At 37.6% G+C, this 20,351-nt stretch carries 19 protein-coding genes; 18 read left to right on the top strand and 1 reads right to left on the bottom strand.

The genetic code is table 11. The features are described from left to right. Window positions 1-217 precede the first annotated feature (217 nt). From J2Z38_RS05315 to J2Z38_RS05305, 3 genes are all read left to right on the top strand, one after another. Entirely contained in the window at window positions 218-4,471 is a 4,254-nt protein-coding gene (locus J2Z38_RS05315) for a 2-hydroxyacyl-CoA dehydratase (protein WP_209773353.1), read from the top strand. 206 nt (window positions 4,472-4,677) lie between these two features. Continuing rightward, window positions 4,678-5,946: a Glu/Leu/Phe/Val family dehydrogenase gene (locus J2Z38_RS05310; RefSeq protein ID WP_225304627.1), complete on the top strand. Its 1,269-nt coding sequence runs from the start codon at window positions 4,678-4,680 to the stop codon at window positions 5,944-5,946. Then, window positions 5,946-6,803, top strand: a complete 858-nt coding sequence (locus tag J2Z38_RS05305) for a hypothetical protein (protein ID WP_209773347.1) — start codon at window positions 5,946-5,948, stop codon at window positions 6,801-6,803. The genes J2Z38_RS05310 and J2Z38_RS05305 overlap by 1 nt, the downstream gene beginning before the upstream one ends. Window positions 6,804-6,833: 30 nt before the next feature. Here J2Z38_RS05305 and J2Z38_RS05300 read toward each other — a convergent pair whose 3' ends face one another. After that, on the bottom strand, window positions 6,834-7,517 hold the full coding sequence (locus tag J2Z38_RS05300) for a DUF554 domain-containing protein (RefSeq protein WP_209773344.1): 684 nt from the start codon (window positions 7,515-7,517) through the stop codon (window positions 6,834-6,836). A gap of 283 nt (window positions 7,518-7,800) precedes the next feature. Between J2Z38_RS05300 and J2Z38_RS05295 the strand changes: the two genes are divergently transcribed. The 15 genes from J2Z38_RS05295 (at window position 7,801) to glyS (ending at window position 20,343) form a co-directional block, all read left to right on the top strand. Further along, window positions 7,801-8,013 carry a helix-turn-helix transcriptional regulator gene (locus J2Z38_RS05295; protein WP_209773342.1) on the top strand — a complete coding sequence of 71 codons (213 nt, stop codon included), beginning with the start codon at window positions 7,801-7,803 and terminating at the stop codon, window positions 8,011-8,013. Beyond that, window positions 8,003-8,728 (top strand): DUF3169 family protein, encoded by a 726-nt coding sequence (locus J2Z38_RS05290; protein ID WP_209773339.1) that lies wholly within the window; start codon window positions 8,003-8,005, stop codon window positions 8,726-8,728. The genes J2Z38_RS05295 and J2Z38_RS05290 overlap by 11 nt, the downstream gene beginning before the upstream one ends. After that, window positions 8,721-9,605, top strand: coding sequence for an ABC transporter ATP-binding protein (locus tag J2Z38_RS05285; protein ID WP_209773330.1), 885 nt, complete (start codon window positions 8,721-8,723; stop codon window positions 9,603-9,605). Before J2Z38_RS05290 ends, J2Z38_RS05285 begins: the two co-directional genes overlap by 8 nt. Beyond that, entirely contained in the window at window positions 9,598-10,797 is a 1,200-nt protein-coding gene (locus J2Z38_RS05280; protein ID WP_225304626.1) for an ABC transporter permease, read from the top strand. Before J2Z38_RS05285 ends, J2Z38_RS05280 begins: the two co-directional genes overlap by 8 nt. 226 nt (window positions 10,798-11,023) lie before the next feature. Next, a complete protein-coding gene (locus J2Z38_RS05275; RefSeq protein ID WP_209773312.1) occupies window positions 11,024-11,647 on the top strand; it encodes an NfeD family protein in 624 nt (207 codons plus the stop codon). Then, on the top strand, window positions 11,647-12,591 hold the full coding sequence (floA, locus tag J2Z38_RS05270) for a flotillin-like protein FloA (RefSeq protein ID WP_209773309.1): 945 nt from the start codon (window positions 11,647-11,649) through the stop codon (window positions 12,589-12,591). The genes J2Z38_RS05275 and floA overlap by 1 nt, the downstream gene beginning before the upstream one ends. Then, window positions 12,581-13,129: a hypothetical protein gene (locus tag J2Z38_RS05265; protein ID WP_209773303.1), complete on the top strand. Its 549-nt coding sequence runs from the start codon at window positions 12,581-12,583 to the stop codon at window positions 13,127-13,129. Before floA ends, J2Z38_RS05265 begins: the two co-directional genes overlap by 11 nt. Before the next feature lie 48 nt (window positions 13,130-13,177). Further along, complete coding sequence (locus J2Z38_RS05260) at window positions 13,178-14,137, top strand: PhoH family protein (RefSeq protein WP_209773821.1); 960 nt, start codon at window positions 13,178-13,180, stop codon at window positions 14,135-14,137. Then, entirely contained in the window at window positions 14,115-14,573 is a 459-nt protein-coding gene (gene ybeY, locus J2Z38_RS10530) for an rRNA maturation RNase YbeY (RefSeq protein WP_225304625.1), read from the top strand. The genes J2Z38_RS05260 and ybeY overlap by 23 nt, the downstream gene beginning before the upstream one ends. Window positions 14,574-14,576: 3 nt before the next feature. Further along, window positions 14,577-15,383: a diacylglycerol kinase gene (locus tag J2Z38_RS10525; RefSeq protein ID WP_225304624.1), complete on the top strand. Its 807-nt coding sequence runs from the start codon at window positions 14,577-14,579 to the stop codon at window positions 15,381-15,383. Continuing rightward, on the top strand, window positions 15,380-15,775 hold the full coding sequence (gene cdd, locus J2Z38_RS05250; RefSeq protein WP_209773302.1) for a cytidine deaminase: 396 nt from the start codon (window positions 15,380-15,382) through the stop codon (window positions 15,773-15,775). Before J2Z38_RS10525 ends, cdd begins: the two co-directional genes overlap by 4 nt. Further along, window positions 15,772-16,659, top strand: a complete 888-nt coding sequence (gene era, locus J2Z38_RS05245; RefSeq protein WP_209773299.1) for a GTPase Era — start codon at window positions 15,772-15,774, stop codon at window positions 16,657-16,659. Before cdd ends, era begins: the two co-directional genes overlap by 4 nt. Then, a complete protein-coding gene (recO, locus tag J2Z38_RS05240; RefSeq protein WP_209773288.1) occupies window positions 16,640-17,416 on the top strand; it encodes a DNA repair protein RecO in 777 nt (258 codons plus the stop codon). The genes era and recO overlap by 20 nt, the downstream gene beginning before the upstream one ends. Further along, on the top strand, window positions 17,406-18,287 hold the full coding sequence (gene glyQ / locus J2Z38_RS05235) for a glycine--tRNA ligase subunit alpha (RefSeq protein ID WP_209773281.1): 882 nt from the start codon (window positions 17,406-17,408) through the stop codon (window positions 18,285-18,287). Before recO ends, glyQ begins: the two co-directional genes overlap by 11 nt. Beyond that, window positions 18,280-20,343, top strand: a complete 2,064-nt coding sequence (gene glyS / locus J2Z38_RS05230; protein WP_209773279.1) for a glycine--tRNA ligase subunit beta — start codon at window positions 18,280-18,282, stop codon at window positions 20,341-20,343. The genes glyQ and glyS overlap by 8 nt, the downstream gene beginning before the upstream one ends. The last annotated feature ends 8 nt before the right edge of the window (window positions 20,344-20,351 follow it).

Below are 20,351 nucleotides of genomic sequence, written 5' to 3'. Positions count from 1 at the left end.
AAAACAATAGATTTTTATTTTGTAAAATTAATTTTACATTTGCCTACAATTTAGAAATTAGCTATATAACTATGATGTATGGACTTTACTTTATTTAATCAATGGTATAATATAAGTACATTTACCCTAGTAAAATGGGTGGATATATAAAAATTATTTAAAGATGTTAAATAAATATAAATAATTAATATTATTTATTCGAATAAAGAGGGAGAATATGGATTTACACATGGGGTTAGACGTTGGTTCTACAACAGTAAAGCTAGTTATAACTGACGACTCATTTAATACAATATATTCTGTATATACTCGTCACAAGTCGGATGTGAGGGAGACTGTCAAAAAAGTTCTGGCCGATGCTAGTGAAAAATTCAAGGACGACAGGGTGACTGTGGCTGTAACAGGTTCTGGTGGAATGTTTCTTGCCGACCTAATTGAGACTGACTTTGTCCAAGAAGTTATAGCAGAAACCAGGGCGATCAAGGAATTTATTCCGGAAACTGACGTTTTAATTGAACTTGGGGGTGAGGATTCTAAAATTACATATCTTTCTGGTTCTGTTGAGCAGAGGATGAATTCGATTTGTGCAGGTGGAACAGGCGCTTTTATAGACCAGATGGCTTCACTTCTTGATACTGACGCTCTGGGACTACATGACCTTGCAAAATCCTACCAAAAAATTTACCCAATCGCTTCAAGATGTGGGGTTTTTGCTAAAACTGACATCCAGGCTCTTATGAACCAGGGGGCGACCAGGGAAGATATTGCTATTTCGATCTTCCAGTCAGTTGTCAACCAAACAATTTCAAACCTCGCCTGCGGTAGGCCAATCAAGGGAAATGTCACATTTTTGGGTGGACCCTTGCACTTCCTTCCTGCCTTAAGAGACCGTTTTATAGAGACTCTTGGCGAAGAGTTTAACAAGTTTTATACACCAGAAGATGCCGAAGTTTACGTGGCCAAGGGTGCTGCGATTTTATCAAGCGAAGATGGAAAATTTGTTAAAATTACAGACCTTATAGAAAAATTAGATACTAGGGAAAAAATTGAAATAGAGGCCACAAAGAGACTTGAACCGCTTTTTGAATCTGAAGAAGAATACAAAGAATTCAAAAAAAGACATAAGACTTCTAAGGTAAAATACAGGGATCTTGCGACCTATGAAGGACCAATCTATGTTGGGCTTGACGCAGGATCTACAACTTCAAAGATGGTTTGGCTTTCAAAAGACATGGAAATTCTCCTTGATGATTACAGGATGAATCTGGGTAATCCCCTAGAAGTATGCATAGACATGCTAAAAGATGCTTACCAGAAGAAAAATCCCAAGGCCCACATCGCTTCATCTGGGATTTGTGGCTACGGGGAAGATTTTATAAAAAATGCCCTCCACGTTGATAATGGGGAGGTCGAGACCATTGCCCACTACAGGGCGGCGAGATTTTTTAATCCCGACGTTGACTTTATCCTAGACATTGGTGGCCAGGACATGAAGGCCATGCACATTAGAGACGGAGTCATTGACTCTATCCAGCTAAACGAGGCTTGTTCTTCTGGCTGTGGGTCATTTTTATCAACCTTTGCCGCATCAGTTTCTATGGATGTCAAAGAATTCCAAGCTGAGGCCATCAAGTCTAAAGAGCCAGCAGACCTAGGTTCCCGTTGCACAGTTTTTATGAATTCCAAGGTCAAACAGGCCCAAAAGGAAGGGGCAGAAGTGGCAGATATAGCCGCCGGCCTTTGTTATTCTGTAATTAAAAATGCCATCCAGAAGGTAATTAAAATTAGAGACCCAAAGACCCTTGGCCAAAATATAGTAGTCCAAGGCGGCACTTTCTATGGAGATGCTATCCTCAGGGCCTTTGAGAAATTATCAGAAAGAGATGTAACAAGACCCGAAATTGCAGGGCTTATGGGGGCTATGGGAATGGCTCTTATTGCCAAGGATAGGTCTACAGGCACATCTAAACTTGCTGGTCTTGCTGACCTTGAAGATTTTTCCTACGAGCAAAAATCAGCAAGATGTGGCCGTTGTACCAATAACTGTGCCCTAATAATTAATATTTTCTCAGACGGTAGGAAATACATAACTGGCAACAGATGCGAAAGGGGTGCTGGGGTCAAGCTTGATAAGTCCAAGGATGACCTTAATATGTATAAATTTAAGTACGATCTATTATTTAATAGGGATACACTTGGCGCAAAGGCCAGGTTGGGGAGAGTTGGCATCCCAAGAGTTTTAAACATTTATGAAGACTATCCATTCTGGCATAAATTTTTCACTTCCCTTGGCTTTGACATAGTTTTATCCGACAAGTCATCTAGGGAAATTTACGAAAAGGGCCTAGGTTCGATTTCGTCTGAAACTGCTTGCTATCCAGCCAAACTCGCCCATGGACACATGGAAAACCTAATTGGGAAAAATCCTGATTTGATATTCTATCCAGCAGTTTTTTATGAATACAAACAGTATGATAAGGCCAAAAACCACATGAATTGCCCGGTTGTGTCTGGTTATCCAGATGTAATTGAAAATAATGTTGATGGCCTAAAGGATATAAAATATCTTTTCCCTTATATTTCTTTTGAAAGCCAAGATATTATTAAAAAGAGGATGGTGGAAGTTTTTGATGGTTATGAGTTTGAGGGAAATATTTTATCTAAAAATCATATCGAAAATGCTGTGGAAAAGGCCTGGCAGGCCCAGCAAGACTACCACGATGCAATAAAACTAAAGGGCAAGGAAATAATAGATTTGGTCAATAAAAAAGGTCTAAATGCTATAGTCCTAGCCGGTAGACCTTACCACATTGATCCAGAAATCAACCACGGCATAGGAGACCTAATCGAGTCTATGGATATACCAGTTCTTTCCGAAGATGCAGTCGCCTATAATCTTGATGATTTGAACAAAAAACTCAGGGTCCTTGACCAGTGGTCCTACCACGCAAGGCTTTATAGGGCCAGTGAATATGTGGCAGAAAATAAAAATCTCCAACTTATTCAGCTAAACTCTTTTGGTTGCGGTCTGGATGCGGTGACAACTGACCAAGTTGAAGACATCCTTAAATCAGCTGGCAAAATTTACACCCTTTTAAAGATTGACGAAATTTCAAACCTTGGAGCGGTTAAAATTAGGGTAAGATCCCTCCTTGAGGCCCTAAACCAGAAAAAACTCGAAGGCATAGACTTTGAAGTCCAATCCCTAGATAAGGCCTATGATTTCAAGGATTTCACTAAGGAAATGCGTGAAGAAGGTTATACAATCCTTGCTCCACAAATGGCCAGAGAACATTTTAGGATTATGGAAGGTGCCTTCAAAGATTCTCCTTATAAGATTGAGTTTTTGAATAAAATCGACAAGGACGTTATAAATGAAGGGCTCAAATACGTAAACAACGACTCTTGCTATCCTTCAATTACAGTTGTGGGCCAAATGCTAGAGGCAGTTAATTCTGGTCGCTACGATACAGACAAGATAGCCCTTTTGATGACCCAGACAGGGGGAGCTTGCAGGGCATCTAATTACGTTGGCTATATTAGAAAGGGATTAAAGGATGCAGGCTATCCTAATATTCCAGTAATCGCCCTATCTGCCCAAGGAATTGAAAAGAGCCCAGGCTTTGACCTCCTAAGTTTTAAAAATATTCCGCTGATGAAAAAAATGCTCAGGGCGATTTTATTAGGCGACCTTTTAAATAGGGTGGCCAACGCAACTAGGCCATATGAAATTGAAAAAGATGCCACAAACAGGCTCAAAGAAGCGTGGATAGAAAGACTTACAGAAGAGATAAGGACCATGGACAGGCCAAAATATAGGAAGGCCATCAAGGAAATTGTAAAGGATTTTGATGAGATTCCTGTTTGCTACAAGGAAATTCCAAAAGCAGGTATAGTTGGGGAAATTTTGGTGAAATTCCTCCCAGAAGCCAACAACCACCTCCAAGATGTTCTTGAGGCGGAAGGGGCTGAGGTGATTGTCCCTGACCTTACAGACTTTTTCCTATATTGCTTTAAAAATGCAGAATTAAAAAGAGATTTCTACGGCAAAAGTCCTGTAAATGCGACTCTTGCCCGCATGGGAATTGTCCTTATAGAAAATTTCAGAAAGCCGATCAGAAAGGCCCTCAAGGAAAGTATTCATTTTGACGAGCCTAAATATATTGATGGAATTTCAGATTTGGCAAGCGAAGTCACAAGTCTTGGTAATCAAGCCGGCGAAGGATGGCTTTTAGCTGGCGAAATGGTTGAACTAATCGAGGCGGGTGCACCAAATATTGTCTGCATCCAGCCATTTGGTTGCCTGCCAAACCACATTACCGGCAAGGGTGTTATGAAAAAAATCAGAGAAATCTATCCAGAGGCAAACATCGTAGCAATCGACTACGACCCAGGTGCCAGCGAGGTAAACCAGGTAAATAGGGTCAAGCTCATGATGGCAGCAGCCAGGGAAAAGATAAGGGAAAATTAAAAAGCTGGTCTTAGGACCAGTTTTTTTGTAAGAAACTATGAAATTTCAATCTTACTTCCGGCTGGGAAAATCAAACGATTTTGAAAGAATTTCTCTCTTATGGTTGAATATTTTTCAATAAAATTTGATAAAAAACTAGTTTTCTGTGGAGAAAAAAGGTGTATAATACTTTAGAAGTTTAATACGAAATTATGAAAGAAGGCACTATGACAAAAGCTTACGATCAATTTATAAATCTACAAAAGAAATTAAAGGAAGTATCAGACCTAGCAGGTTTTTCTGAATCTTTTTACAATATTATAAAAGAACCTGAAAGGATAATCGAGGCAAATATTCCAGTTAAAATGGATGATGGCACTACCAAGACCTTTAGGGCCTTCAGGTCTGCCCATTCATCAGCCCTTGGTCCATCAAAGGGCGGAGTCCGTTTTGACGAATCTGTGACCTACGAAGAAGTCAAAGTCTTATCAACCCTCATGAGCCTAAAGGTAGCCCTCCTTGGTCTTCCTCTTGGAGGTGGCAAGGGTGGAATAGTAGTTGACCCTAAAAAGCTTTCAGAAAGGGAACTTGAAGGTCTTTCTCGTGGCTTTGTAAGGGCAATAAACAACTACATTGGACCAAGAATCGACGTTCCCGCTCCAGATGTAAATACTAATGCGAAGATTATGGGATATTTCACAGATGAATACATCGCCCTAAATGGTGGCCGTCATGATATTGCAACCTTCACTGGTAAGTCAGTAGATATGGGAGGCTCACTTGGAAGAGCAGAAGCTACTGGTTTTGGTGTATATCTAACAATCAAAAAATATTACGAAAAAATTGGCAAGAGCCTTGAAGGAGCAACATTTGCATTACAAGGTTTTGGAAATGTTGGTTCTTTTGCGGCAAAATATCTAGTAGAAGACGGGGCCAAATTAATTGCCCTAAACTCCAAAGACAAAAATGCTGAATCCGGCTCATCTGCTGTTTTCGATGCAAATGGTCTTGATCCAGAAACTCTTGAAAAGGCAAGAGAAACTACTGGCTCTGCCCTAAATATTGATGCAAAGAAAATTTCTAATGAAGAATTTTTCGCCTTAGACTGCGATATATTAATTCCAGCTGCTATGGAAAATGTTATTGATGAAACAAACGCAGAAAATGTAAAGGCAAGGCTAGTTGTAGAAGCAGCAAACGGTCCTGTGACCGAAGCTGGAGAAGCGATTTTAAATGAGAAAAATATTTCGTTAATTCCAGACATACTCGCAAATTCTGGTGGGGTCCTAGTAAGCCACTATGAATGGATTCAAAATATTACAGGATCCTATTGGGACGAAGAGGAAGTAAGGAATAAACAAGAAAAAGATATGACAAAAGCAATCGAAGAAGTATTTGAAACTGCAGATAAGTACAAGGTAAATTACAGAAAAGCAGCCTTCATCCTAAGCCTTTCAAGAATAGAAAAAGCCTTAAAATTAAGGGGCAGAATTTAATGCAAATACGTCCTCTGCAAAGACCTGACTTGGCAAAAGTTAGGCCTTTGTTAGACCTGGCTATAAGTGATAAGACTCATTTTTCCTATCCTCGTTTTTACAAAATAAATGACATTTTTAGGGAGCTAGAATATTCAATAGAATTTATGGCGACAGAAAGTCTAGTTATTGAGGAAAATGGCAATCTAGAAGGCCTTGCAACTTATTTTTGGGATGAAGATGAAAAATATATTCAAACAACCCTTATTGTTATTAAAAATAAGGATATAAAAGTATTTGAAGATCTTATTTCTCAAATAAAAAAAGACTTTAAGGATTACAGCCTAAATGTCGGCCTATCCCACACTTGCTGGCTAAATGAAGAAGAAGATTTCAAAGATAAGGCCCAACTTATCGAGCATTCACACGTTTTAGAAGCAAAAAACTTAAGAGAAAGGCTAGGGGATACAGCAGGCATAAGAATCTTAAGCAAAGAAGATTTCCTACAATATGAGGCTTTCCACGACAAATTTTCTGGAAATATGTATTATAACAGCAAAAATCTTTTGAGAGACTTTGATAGGTTTAGGGTTTTTGTAAAAGAAAATCAAGGAGAGATTGTGGCAAGTCTCCTTGTAAAAGTCTACGGAGAAAATCCTTGTAAGGGAGAAATCTTCGGACTTTTTATAGATGAAAATGAAGAGAAATTTGTGATTTGCAATGAACTTTTAAATGCCATGGTAAATTCGCTTATTGATGAATTTGGAAAAATTTCTACCATAAAATACTTTGTAGAAGTTGATAAAAAAATAGAGCTGGAAAGAGCTCTTGCCAATGGTTTTGAAAAACTTGACACCTATCTATATTATAAATTATAAATAAAAAATCCTCCAAGTCGGAGGATTTTTTTATAACAAATTCATTATTAGACCAATTATAACAGGAATTACAATGGCAGGTAGGGAATTTACTAGCTTGAATTTTACAAGATCTAGCATGGAAAGGCCCACAGCTATAATTGTAATTCCGCCAACTCCAGAAATATTTGCCAAAATTTCTGGGGTGAGGATTGGCGCTAGGAAGCTTGAAAGAAGAACGATGAGGCCTTCGTAGAGGAAGATTACCCCAGCCGAGCAGGCAACACCGATTCCAAGTGTGGTTGATAAAAAGATTGATGAAAGGCTGTCGATTATGGCCTTTGTGTATAAAATTGAATTGTCTCCCTTGACACCAGCTTCGATAGCGCCTAGGATTCCCAAAGATCCCACGCAGAAAATAAGGGTGCCTGAAACAAAACCTGTCGCAAAATCATTATCTTCGTTTTTTATAAATTTATCCTTGAGGGTATTGGCAAAATTATTGAGTTTTCCTTCCAGATCAAAATACTCTCCAATAATAACCCCCAAAATTATTGAAATAAGAACAATTATCACATCGCCTTTGAGGGCAGATTCTATGCCCAAAACCATAATGGTAAGGGGCAAAAATTTCATAATTGCATCCTTATAACAAGGTTCTATGTAGTTTGCAAGTTTAAGTCCGATTATACCCGTGATAAAAACCGCAAGAGCATTCACGCCAACACCTAGCATAAGCATCTCCTAAAATATATTCTTACATACATTATATAGGAAAATCCCAAAAATGCATAGATAATGTAATTTTTTCTATTTATTCATATTTTATTCAAAATATCTCCTAATAAATTCTAATTGAATATTAAAATCAAGCTCTTATCTCCTTATCTAATGAATTTTCATAAAAATTTCTAAAAACTTATGAAAAAATTTTTTTGAAAGAATAATTGACAAATAAAGTTGTCAATTATATAATGATGACAAGAATAGTTGTCAATTATTTGAGAAAGGAGGGCGGATGGAACTAAGAAATAATTTGGCGGACTTTAGAAAAAAGAGTGGCTTAAATCAAGCAGACCTTGGAAAACTCGTCGGAGTCAGCCGTCAAACCATAAGCCTAATAGAAAGAGGAGATTATAACCCATCTGTGACCGTGGCCCTAACAATATCCAAAGTTCTAGGTGTGGATATTAATGAGATTTTTAGCTTGGAGGATAGTGATGAAAAATAATAAGAAAACATTCCTAACTAATGTACTTTATATGGCTGGATTTGGATTGCTAGTTGGTTTTGGATCTAGTTTTATTTTTAATAAACTAAATGTAGGTGGACTTGTAGAAGGTCTTAATAGATTTTTAAGCCAAAATATCTTATTTTTGACTATAGGACTTTGTAGTATATTCGCCCTTTTTGGCCTATATTTTTATATAAAAGCCAAAAAAGAAGTTGAAAAAGGTCTTAGGGAAGATGGTTTTATTGAAACAAAGTATATAGATTATGCAAATGCAATGAGAGATGCGGGTTTATTTACTCTTTTGTCTCTTATTATAATTATTTATAATGAGATGAAAAAAAGTTCTGATCCCTTAAAAAACACTTTAATTATACTTGTAATTATATTTGTATTTACAACTATAAATTTAATTTTAACTTATCTAACTTATAAACTTGTCAGAAAAATCGAACCAGAAAGAAAGACAGATGTCTTTGACTTCTTTTTTGAAAGCAAGTTTATGGCCGAATCTGACGAGAGAGATAAGGTCAAATACTACAAAAAAGGCTACTTGGCCTTTAAAAGAATGCTTATTTGCCAATTTGTGATAATAATAATTCTATTTTGCTCAGCCCTCTACGAAAACATAAGCCCAGTGATAGCTCTAATTGTCCTCGTACCTTGTTTGGTAGGGGTTTTAACAAACGGATTTGCAGGAGAGAAAAATGATTGAAATAAAAAACTTATCTAAAAATTTTGCTGACCTAAGGGCTCTTGATAATGTGAGCTTTGAGGTTGAAAAAGGTGAACTTTTCGGAGTCATCGGTCAAAACGGAGCGGGCAAATCTACCCTTTTTCGTTCCATGATGAATTTCTACGATCACTTTGATGGAGAAATTCTTTACGAAGGAAAGCCAATGGCAAATATTCCTCTAGAAAAAATTGGCTTTCTCCCTGAAGAACGCTCGCTTTCACCAAAGAAAACCATTAGAGAAGAGGTGAAATTCTTCGCTAGGCTCAACCAAATGTCAAATCTAGATGAAAAGACCTTACAAGCCTACTTTGACCGTTTTGAAATCAAGGGGACTTTAGATGATAAAATAAAATCCCTTTCTAAGGGCAATCAACAGAAGGTCCAGCTTTTAGCAAGCCTAATCTATAAGCCGGAATTTCTAATATTAGACGAACCTTTTTCGGGTCTTGACCCTTATAATGCTAATTTATTGATGGGAATAATTAAGGAAATTAATGAAGAAGGCACAACTATAATTTTCTCTTCCCACAACATGGAAAATGTCGAATATCTTTGCGATAGGCTCATCATGTTAAAAAACGGAAAAATTGTCTTAAAGGGTTCTCCAGACGAGATTAGGAATTCTTATGAAAAAGACCTTGTAAAAGTCAGGACAGAAGCGAATTTATCAGAGATTTTCCGAGAGTATGACCTAAAAAGAGAGGGGAGTCTTTGGACTATCAGATTAGAAAATGAAGCAGACGGCAGGGAAATTTTTGCTAGATTGTCAGAAAAACTCGGCTACCTTGAAATGTTTAGCCAGGAGCCACCAAGCCTAAATGAAATCTTTGCAAGAAAGGTGGAAGAAGATGAATAGAAAATTAATAGTCGCTCTAGACTCCTTCAAAAAACAAATGAAATCTGTTGCCTTTTGGGCCATGGTATTTATCCCTATCCTTGTCATGCTAGTGCCTGTAGGAATTAATTATTTCCTTGCAAAGTCAGATCAGGCCAAACTTGGTAGTGACGGCAATAAATACCAAATAGTAGCAGATGAAAATATTAGTCCTTTCTTTAAGGGGATGGAAAGTGAATATAAACTAGTTTCAAAAGATACGGCGGAGAAGTCCTTAAAAGCAGAAAAAATCGAGTCTTATGGAGAAATTTCTGAAGAAAATGGCCAAGTTGTCCTAGTGATTAAGACTAAAACCATGGACGCTAAGGCAATTTCAAAATTGCCCCTAGTCGCAAATGAGATTCAAAATGCTCTTAATATCAAAAATGCAGACTTAAATGAAAAGCAAGTTGGGATTTTTGCGACTAAGGCAGATATAAAAATCAACCAAATTGATAAGGGCAAGAGCCTTATGGTCTACGCTTCCTATTTCATCCTTTTGATGTTCATGTACTTTATGCTAATCATGTACTCAAATGTCTTGGTTGTTGACATAGCCACAGAAAAAGGCTCAAAGATGATTGAATTTATCTTTTCGTCAGTATCTGCTAAGGATTACTTTGCAGGGAAGATTTTGGGCAATTTATTAGCCATCATAGTCCATTCGATAATCTATATAATTTTGGGAATAATTTCCTATTTCGTGGCAAAATCCAAGGGCCTTTTGGACATGATAAATATAAACATTAGCCTTGACCAAAGAAGTCTTATAGTAATTGGAGAGATATTTGTATTTATAATTCTTTCCCTTTTGGCCTATATGATAATAGCAGCTATGCTAGGCTCTCTTGCCAGCAAACAAGAAGATGCGTCAAAAGTCGCCAGTCCTTTGATGATTACAATCGTAGGAGCCTTTATGGTAGCAATGATTTTTATGAACCGTCCTGTAAATCTATTTGTGAAAATTGCATCCTATCTTCCATATATTTCCGTATTTTTTATGCCTTTGAGGTTGATAAAGGGAAATGCAGGAATAATGGACGGAGGGATTTCTATTATGATTTTAATAGGAAGTCTTTATATTTCATACATTCTCGCATCTAAGGTTTATAAAAAACACATCTTAAATTATCAAGCATCTTCATTTTTCGCTAGGAAAAAGAAAACAAAATAAAAATCAAAGGAGCCTAGGCTCCTTTTTTGTAAAAATATTTTTCTGAGCCTTGCGATTATTTTAGTGTTTTAATAAATAAGAACTAGGCTCTTTATGTTGATTTTTAACCTCATTTACTAGATAATAATTATTAAGGAAGTTAATATTATAATCCTTAAATTTAGTAAATATTTTTTATAAATATTTTCAAAAAATAAGGATTTGCTTTTAAGAAATGGAGAAAAATATGCTAGGAAATGACCTACTTATTGCGACAAGTTTTATTCTCGCAGTCATATCTTTGATATGTCTCTTATTTACCCAAAAAAAGCTAATTTTTGCGGGACTTTCTGTGATTTTATTTGCCTATTTTTACCTGGCCAACGCCAAGTATAATATAGCTGACAATGTCACAGTCATCACCTTCATTGTGGGTATATCCCTTCTTAGCCTTGAGCTTTTTATTCCTAGCTTTGGAATAATCGGTGTGGCGGGTCTTGCCCTTACGACTTATTCGGTAATGGATTCATTCACAGATCCCCAAACTGGATTTTTTGTAATTATCGCCACAGGCCTTGCTGTTGTCATAACTATGACAGTTTTTGTAAAGCTTGGCTTTAGGGCAAATTTGTTTGATTCCTATGTCCTAAATGTGAAGGAGAAAAACAAAATTAAAACCTATAAGACTAAGGATTTGAGTAAGCTTATAGGCAGTGTTGGAATTAGCAAGACAATCCTTAGGCCTTCGGGCAGGATTGAAATTGACGGAGAAATTTATGACGCTATGGCCAGAGCAGAATTTATCGAAAAATCTAGGGTAATTTCTGTTATAGATGTTAAAGATGGCCACATTATAGTAAAGGAGATGTAATGGAATTTATAATTATGGGACTAATTTTTGTATTAGTCATAGTATTTTTTACAATGGTACCAGTTGGACTTTGGATTACAGCGAGATTTTCAGGAGTTAAAATCTCCATGGCAAGCCTTGTGGCAATGAGATTTAGGAGATTATCTCCATCAAAAATTGTAAACGCCATGATCAAATCCCACCAAGCAGGTATCCACATAGAAACAAATGACCTTGAAAGCCACTACCTTGCAGGTGGTAATATCAACCAAGTAGTTGACGCACTTATAGCAGCAGAAAGGGCAAAAATTGACCTTTCTTTTGAAGAAGCCGCAGCCATTGACCTTGCTGGTCGTAATGTATTTGAGGCTGTCCAAGTTTCTGTAACACCAAAGGTGATTAACACCCCAGTCATAGCTGCAGTTGCCAAAAATGGTATAGAAGTAAAGGTAATTGCCAAAGTCACTGTTAGGGCCAATATCGAAAGACTTGTCGGTGGTGCAGGCGAAGAGACAATCATAGCCAGAGTTGGCGAGGGTATTGTAACTACAGTTGGTTCTTCAGAAACCCACGCAGAAGTACTAGAAAATCCAGATAATATTTCTCAAACTGTATTAAACAAGGGACTTGACTCAGGTACAGCCTTTGAGATTTTATCAATCGATATAGCAGATGTGGACGTTGGAAGAAACGTAGGAGCTGAGCTTCAAAGAGACCAGGCAGAGGCTGATAAGAATATAGCCCAAGCCAAGGCCGAAGAAAGACGTGCCCAAGCGATCGCCCTTGAACAAGAAAACAGGGCCAAGGTTGTGGAAGCAGAAAGTGAGATTCCACTTGCCATTGCCCAAGCCTTCAAAGAAGGAAATCTTGGAGTTATGGATTATTACAACCTACAAAACATAAAAGCCGACACAAAAATGCGCCAGTCAATCTCAAACGATGAGGCTGACTTAGATGTCAAATAAGAATAAATCTTTTTTATCATTTCTAGACGACTTGGTTGAAGAAATCAAGACGGAAAGTGAAATGGGAGATTTTTACAAAAAAATTGACACCAGTCCTCTTAAGGCAAAAAAATCTGCAAGAAAGAACCCATCCATAATAGGCTACCTAAATGATCTGGTAGAAAATATGGACAGGAACTTCGGCGAAATTTCTGAACCACAAAAGCCAGACCTTGAAGCCCAAAGAAGGCTCAAGGCGGATTTAAGAACAAAACATGCAGATAAATTCAAAAAGTCCACTTCCCTAGGAAATGAGATTGACATCTTAGCCAAAGAAAGCCTGGAAGCAATCCGATCTAATGATGGAAAGAACGGCTCTATCAAGGCTAAGACTGAGGAAGGGGACAATCAGGCCTTAATGAGGCTAAGAGACGCTGAGCAAAAAGAAAAAACAGACAAAATTAGGGAAAAAATGGCGAAAGATAAAAATAGAAAAAGGCTTAAGGATGCCATTATCATGGCAGAAATCCTTGGTCCGCCAGTTTCCAAAAGACGCTAGGAGTTAAATATTAAAGAATTTTTAGAAATAGAAGCGCCAGAGAGAATTATTTCTCTCTTTGGCAATTTTGATTCAAATAGAAAATATATCGAAGACAGGTTTGATGTCAAACTCAAGCTTAAGGACAATAGGCTAGAGATAAATGGCGATGAGGGCCATGTTGACCTTGCTAAAAAGCTAATTATCCAGCTGTTATCCGAGCTTAAGAGAGATGACAAACTTGATTTTCAAAGACTAAAATACGATGCAGATATGCTAGAAAGGGAAAACAAGGATGTAATAAAAGCCATCCTTGACCAAGTAATCGTCACAACAGCCGCAGGCAAGCCAATCAAGCCAAAGACCTTGGGACAAAAAACCTATATAGAAAAGATTTTGGCAAATGATGTGGTTTTTGGAATTGGACCTGCAGGTACTGGTAAGACCTATCTTGCTGTAGCCATGGCTGTCCGTGCCTTCAAAAACAACGAAGTAAACAGGATTATCCTCACCCGTCCGGCTGTAGAAGCAGGCGAGAGCCTAGGATTTTTGCCGGGAGATTTGCAAGATAAGGTAGACCCATACTTAAGACCTCTTTACGATGGGCTTTTTGAAATTTTAGGTTTTGAAACCTACCAGGCCCTAGTTGAAAAGGGCATTATAGAAGTTGCTCCCCTTGCCTATATGAGGGGTAGGACTCTTGATAATTCCTTTGTAATTCTTGATGAGGCCCAAAACACAACTTATGAACAGATGAAGATGTTCTTAACCCGTTTGGGCTATGGCTCAAAGGCTATAATTACAGGAGATAAGACCCAGGTCGACTTGCCACGCGGCAGAAAATCGGGCCTTGTTTCGGCTGCTCAGATTTTAAAAAATGTCCCAGGCATTGAATTTATAAACTTTAGCTCAATTGACGTTGTTCGTCATCCACTTGTCCAAAGGATAATCGATGCTTACGAAAAGAACGATTTGAGATTAGAAGAAGAAAAAAAGAGGAAAGAAAATGAATCTTCTGATAGCCAATGACACAAATGAAGATTTGGACCTTGACCTTATAAGGAAAAAGGCAGAAAAAACCATAACTGAAGTCCTTAGGGTGGAAAATATAAGCGAAAATGCTGAAGTTTCCCTTTCTATTGTTGATAGGCAAACAATTCATAAGCTCAACAAGGACTACAGAAATGTGGACAGGGAAACAGACGTTTTATCTTTCCCCTTGGATGAAGAAGGTTTTGATATGGAGGGAAATCCTCTAATCCTTCTTGGAGATATAGTCATTTGCCTAGATGTGGCGGAGGGTCAAGCGGCAGATTTTGGCCATTCTCTAGAAAGGGAAATCATGTATCTCATTTGTCATTCAACCCTCCACCTACTTGGCTATGACCACATAGAAGAAGACGACAAAAAGGTCATGAGATCAAAAGAAAAAGAGGTTATGAAAAACCTAGGAGTTTTTAAATAATCAATGGATAAAAACTATGACGACCTTAAAGAAAATTTAAAAAAGGAAATCCTCGAGGAACTCCAAAAGAAAGATGGAGAGGACTTTGAGCCCTTAAAATTAACCCACGGCCAAAAATTCCTCAAGGGCTTTGACTATGCCTATGAGGGTTTGGTTTATGCCATAAACCACGAAAAAAATATGAAATTTCATATTTTGGCATCAATCCTAGTCCTAATTGCATCTTTGTTTTTCAACCTTTCCAGGGTTGAAATGATGTTTTTGGTATTTTCAATTGCCTTTGTAGTGGCTCTCGAGCTTTTAAACACAGCCATAGAAGAGATTGTAGACTTGGCAAGTGGGGGTAAGTTCTCAAAACTCGCCAAGGCTGGCAAGGACGTATCTGCAGCTGCAACCTTTATTGCAGCCCTAAATGCAGTTTTTGTTGGCTATTTGATATTTTTTGACAAATTTTTAAATTTTTACGATTCAGTTATCCTAAAAATTGCCAGACGACCTTCACACTTAGCCTTAATTACCATTTCCTTGGTAATAATCTTAACAATTTTTCTTAAGGGAGTTTTCTATGAAGGCCGTGGCACAGCCTTTAAGGGCGGTTTTGTTTCAGGCCACACTTCAGTTGCCTTTTGCCTATCGACCATAGGCATTTTGCTAGTAAATGAACCCTTGGTGAGACTATTATTAGTAGCCCTTGCCATCATAGTTGCAGAATCCAGGTACGAAGCCGACATCCATTCGGCCAGAGAAATTATTAGAGGAGCCATCCTTGGGACCTCCATGGCCATGGCTATATTTGGGATATTTTCATGACAGAGATAAAAGGTTTGATAAAAAAAGCCATAGAGATTAAAAAAAGGGCCTATGCCCCTTATTCGAACTTCCACGTTGCTTGTGTCGTAATGACAAAATCTGGAAGGGTCTTTGAGGGTGTAAATATAGAAAATGCGGCCTATTCTCCAAGTCTTTGTGCTGAAAGAAATGCTCTTTCTACAGCCATTACAGAGGGGGAAAGAGATTTTGACTACATAGTAATAACAGGCGATTCCGACTATACCTATCCTTGTGGAGTTTGCAGGCAATTTATAAGAGAGTTTGCGGATTGCGACACAAAGATAATTGTAGCCAGGGACCCTGAAAATTACAAAACTTATAGGATTGACGAACTCTTGCCAGAAAGTTTTAGCAAAAAGGATTTAGAATGAAATCAGGATTTATATCGGTAGTTGGCAGGGCTAATGTTGGAAAATCAACTCTTATGGAAAAGATTTTAAAAGAGAAAATTTCCATCATTTCAAACAAGCCCCAAACCACCAGAGATAAGATAAATATAATATACAACGACGAGGACAGCCAGCTTATTTTTATAGATACGCCTGGCATCCAAAAGCCAAGAAATGTCCTCCAAGAAAGGCTCTTAAGCTTTTCTAAGGATTCCCTAAACGAGTCAGACCTAGTAACCTACGTGGTTGACGAGTCTAAGGAAATTGGCAAACTTGACCAGATGATAATTGACGAACTAAGAAATGTTAGAGTTCCGATAATCTTACTTATAAATAAGATTGATCTTCTAAATGAAGAGGAAATCGAAGAAATCGAAGAACTCTACGATCAAGTCGGACTTTTTGATAAAATTATCCCTATTTCTGCTCTTGATGATACCAATGTCAATGCCTACATAGAAGGGGTAAAATCCTACCTAGAAGAGGGACCAGCCTACTATGACAGGGATATGATTACAGACAAGACCGAGAGGTTTGTAGTCTCAGAAATAATCAGGGAAAAGGCTCTAAGACTCTTGTCAGAAGAAGTTCCCCATGGCCTTGCAGTGAGAATTGACGATTTCAAAGAAAGAGAAGATAAGGATTTAATCGACATCAGGGCGACAATCATTGTTGAGAAAAATTCCCACAAGCAAATTGTAATTGGTAAAAATGGCCAAATGATAAAACAAATCGGCATCGACGCTAGACGTGAGATAGAAGATTTCCTAGCTTCTAGGGTCAATCTTCAGCTATGGGTCAAGGTCGAAAAAGATTGGCGCAAGAAGGAAAAGTTGGTGGATAGGTTTGGCTACGGCAGACCTTAAGGACATAAGGGGTATAGTCCTCAGGGAATTTAAATACAAAGAATCTTCCAAAATTATCGAAGTTTTCACAAAAGACATGGGAAAAATTTCCATAAATTGCCAGGGGGTTTTAAAGAAAAATTCTAAAAACCTCGCTCTTACAAACAGGTTTATCCTAGCATCCTTTGACCTATATAGGTCCGGCAAGGATTTTTATGGTTTGAGGGAGGGTCTTGTTTTAAATCCCTACTACAAATCAAACAAAAACTTTGATATAATACTATATAAGTCAGCGATTTGCGACCTTTTATTAAGGACTATCGACCATATCCAAGTAGACACAGTTTTTACCCTCCTTACAAATAGTTTTGATGCCTTTGAGAAGGCCCGTAAAAACTATGTAAATATATTTTTGGGATTTTTTCTCAAATATATTTCCTTTTCAGGTTTTAAACCAAACTTTAAAACTTGTGGGATTTGCGGTAAAAATATAAGGGGCAAATATTTGTATTTTTCCCCATCAGAATCATCAGTTATTTGTGATGAGTGTAAAGACCAAGTCTTTGACAAGGTCTTTATGACCTATGAAGAATTTGTATATTTTAACAAACTTTTATATACCAGATCAGAAGACCTTGAAGATATAAATTTGGTAGAATCTTATCCGAAAATCGGCAAAATAATAATAGACTATTGCCTAGAGAACCTAGATTTAGGGACCTATCCGTCCTTGGAATGGGTCAAAAAGGCACTCGAAAGGAATGTAAATGTACTTTGAAGATTTAATACTAAAACTAGAGGAGTATTGGAAAGAACAGGGATGTTCAGTCATGATTCCATACGACATCGAAAAGGGTGCAGGAACAATGAACCCTCACACATTTTTAAGGGCCCTAGGTCCTGAACCATGGAAGGTTTGCTATGTTGAGCCATCCAGAAGACCTGCAGATGGCAGATATGGAGAAAACCCAAACAGGCTTTACCAACACCACCAGATGCAAATTTTATTAAAACCAACCCCATCTAATATCCAAGACTTATATTTAAAATGCCTTGAAGCTATCGGCATAGATTCAAAAAAACACGATATTAGGTTTGTTGAAGACAACTGGGAAAGCCCTACCCTAGGCGCTTGGGGACTTGGTTGGGAAGTATGGCTTGACGGGATGGAAATCACCCAATTTACATATTTCCAACAAGTAGGCGGTATAAACTGCGCTTTGGAAAGTGGAGAGATAACCATCGGTCTTGAAAGAATTTGTATGTACCTCCAAGATGTGGACAATGTCTATGACATCAAATGGTCAGAAAACCTAACTTACGGTGATGTTTTCAAACTTCCAGAATATGAAAATTCAAAATATTCTTTCGAGGACGCAGACAACGAAACCCTAGAAACCCTATTTAATATTTACGAAAAAGAAGCGACAAGGCTAATCGAACTAGGCTTAATTTATCCAGCCTACGATAATGTTTTAAAAACCAGCCATACCTTTAACACCCTCGATGCCAAAGGTGCGATTTCTGTTTCAGAAAGAAACCACTATATCAAGAGAGTTAGAGATATATCAAGTCTTGTTGCCCAAAAATACATCGAAAAAAGAGAAGAACTTGGCTTCCCTCTCTTAAGAAAGGAAAAGCATGCATAATTATCTATTAGAAATTGGTGTGGAAGAAATACCTTCAGACTATGTCAAATCCACCAAGGCCCAACTAAGGGAAAAGTTTGAAAAACTTTTATCTGAAAATAAATTATCCTATGAAGAAATCGAAATCGAATCTACACCAAGAAGATTTATGGTTCTTCTAAAAAATGTAGCAGAAAAAGCCCAAGCAGAAGTCGTTTCTGTGAGAGGACCAAGTGTAAAAATCGCCTATGATGTAGACGGTAACCCATCTAAAGCTTTATTAGGATTTTTAAAAGGCCAAAAGGCGGGTCTTGAAGATGTGATTATCAAAGAACAAAAAGGCGAAGACTATATCTTTGTAGAAAAAAAGGAAGAATCTAAATCCCTAGAAGACCTCCTAAAAGAAAATGTCTATGAACTAGTAAAGTCAATTTCCTTCCCAAGGTCAATGAGATGGGGCGGAAAATCAATCAGATGGGCCAGACCAATTAGGTGGTTTGTTTCCTTACTTGATGATAAAATCTTATCTTTTGATGCAGAAGGCATTGAAGTCGGCAATATCACAAAAGGCCACAGGACCCTAGGTTCTGATAAGATTCTTATAGAAAAAATCTCAGATTACGAAGGAAAATTAAAGGAAAACTACGTCATCCTAAGGGGCAAAGATAGGAGAGATATAATCCTTAAGGGCCTAAATTCCCTATCAAGTCAGGTTGGCGGAGAATATATGAAAGATGAAGACCTCCTAGATGAGGTAGTAAATATAGTTGAATATCCAACAGTCCTAGTTGGCGAAATTGATCACTCCTACCTAGAACTTCCTAGGGAAGTAATCACAACTCCAATGAAGGACCACCAAAGGTATTTTCCTATCCTTGACGATAAGAAAAAGCTCCTCCCATATTTCTGCATAGTTAGAAATGGGGATGATTATGAAAGTCAAAATGTAATTGAAGGCAACAAGAAAGTTTTAGTTGCAAGGCTAGAAGATGCGAAATTCTTCTATAACCTAGATATTGAAAATAAGATTGAATCCTATGTAAAAGATCTTGATAGTCTTGTATTTTTCGAAGGACTTGGCAATATGGGCCAAAAAACTAAGAGGCTTGTAGACCTTGTAGGCCGCTACCAAAAAGAATTAAACCTAGGTGACGATATAGCAGAAGATGCAAAAAGAGCAGCCTACCTTTCAAAGGCAGACCTTGTTACAAGGATGGTAGTAGAGTTTACTGAACTTCAGGGAACTATGGGTGCAATCTATGCCCTAAAATCTGGTGAAAACCAAAGAGTTGCCACAGCCATCAAGGAACAATACCTACCAAAGAACCAAAACTCAGAGATTCCAAAATCTATAGCAGGAATCCTCCTTGCCATAGCAGATAAGATGGACTCCATAGTTGGTCTTTACGCCATAGAAAATTACGTCACAGGAAGCCGTGACCCATTCGGTCTAAGAAGGGCAGCCCTAGGTATAATCAACATTATCCTAGAAAATGGCATTGATGTAGACATCAAAAAACTAATAGCAGAGGCCCTCTTAGTTTACACAGAAACCAACGCCCTAGCCTTTGACTATGACAAAACAATGGACGAAACCCTAACCTTCATCAAAGATAGGCTCAAAAACAAGCTTCTAGATGATGGATATAGGTATGATATAGTAAACTCAGTAATAAACACAGATTTTACAAATATTTTAAAAATGAACGAAAAAGTTAAGGCTGTAAGTGAATTTATAGGAGAAAATGACGATTCACTTTCTTACCTAATTAGGATAAATAATCTCGCAAAAGATAGCGAAGTGACAGAAATAAGACAAGACCTTCTTGAAACAGACCTTGAAAGAAAGTTCTTTGAGGAAATTTCAAGTCTTAAAGACCTAGGACTTGCTAGCAGCCTTGACTACAAAAAAGAGCTAGAAAGTATCCAAAAAACTAACCTTGTAGGCAATGACTACCTAGACAATACAATGATTAACGTAGACAATGAGGAAGTTAAAAACAACAGACTAGCCATGCTAAATTCCCTAAAAAGGAGAATGGATTTAGTATTTGATATTTCTGAAATAGTAAGATAGGAGAAATT

Origin of the sequence: Anaerococcus degeneri (genome assembly GCF_017874475.1) — a bacterium.
GTDB classification, from domain to species: domain Bacteria; phylum Bacillota; class Clostridia; order Tissierellales; family Peptoniphilaceae; genus Anaerococcus; species Anaerococcus degeneri.
This window is presented reverse-complemented; position numbering and strand designations above follow the sequence as displayed.

Bases quoted from the DNA above. Each gene is read 5' to 3' on its own strand.
- glyQ (WP_209773281.1), top strand. From the start codon at position 17,406: ATGTACTTTGAAGATTTAATACTAAAACTAGAGGAGTATTGGAAAGAA.
- J2Z38_RS05265 (WP_209773303.1), top strand. From the start codon at position 12,581: ATGTCAAATAAGAATAAATCTTTTTTATCATTTCTAGACGACTTGGTT.
- J2Z38_RS05310 (WP_225304627.1), top strand. From the start codon at position 4,678: ATGACAAAAGCTTACGATCAATTTATAAATCTACAAAAGAAATTAAAG.
- glyS (WP_209773279.1), top strand. From the start codon at position 18,280: ATGCATAATTATCTATTAGAAATTGGTGTGGAAGAAATACCTTCAGAC.
- ybeY (WP_225304625.1), top strand. From the start codon at position 14,115: ATGAATCTTCTGATAGCCAATGACACAAATGAAGATTTGGACCTTGAC.
- J2Z38_RS05275 (WP_209773312.1), top strand. From the start codon at position 11,024: ATGCTAGGAAATGACCTACTTATTGCGACAAGTTTTATTCTCGCAGTC.
- floA (WP_209773309.1), top strand. From the start codon at position 11,647: ATGGAATTTATAATTATGGGACTAATTTTTGTATTAGTCATAGTATTT.
- J2Z38_RS05285 (WP_209773330.1), top strand. From the start codon at position 8,721: ATGATTGAAATAAAAAACTTATCTAAAAATTTTGCTGACCTAAGGGCT.
- J2Z38_RS05280 (WP_225304626.1), top strand. From the start codon at position 9,598: ATGAATAGAAAATTAATAGTCGCTCTAGACTCCTTCAAAAAACAAATG.
- J2Z38_RS10525 (WP_225304624.1), top strand. From the start codon at position 14,577: ATGGATAAAAACTATGACGACCTTAAAGAAAATTTAAAAAAGGAAATC.
- cdd (WP_209773302.1), top strand. From the start codon at position 15,380: ATGACAGAGATAAAAGGTTTGATAAAAAAAGCCATAGAGATTAAAAAA.
- J2Z38_RS05300 (WP_209773344.1), bottom strand. From the start codon at position 7,517: ATGCTAGGTGTTGGCGTGAATGCTCTTGCGGTTTTTATCACGGGTATA.
- J2Z38_RS05305 (WP_209773347.1), top strand. From the start codon at position 5,946: ATGCAAATACGTCCTCTGCAAAGACCTGACTTGGCAAAAGTTAGGCCT.
- J2Z38_RS05315 (WP_209773353.1), top strand. From the start codon at position 218: ATGGATTTACACATGGGGTTAGACGTTGGTTCTACAACAGTAAAGCTA.
- era (WP_209773299.1), top strand. From the start codon at position 15,772: ATGAAATCAGGATTTATATCGGTAGTTGGCAGGGCTAATGTTGGAAAA.
- J2Z38_RS05295 (WP_209773342.1), top strand. From the start codon at position 7,801: ATGGAACTAAGAAATAATTTGGCGGACTTTAGAAAAAAGAGTGGCTTA.
- J2Z38_RS05290 (WP_209773339.1), top strand. From the start codon at position 8,003: ATGAAAAATAATAAGAAAACATTCCTAACTAATGTACTTTATATGGCT.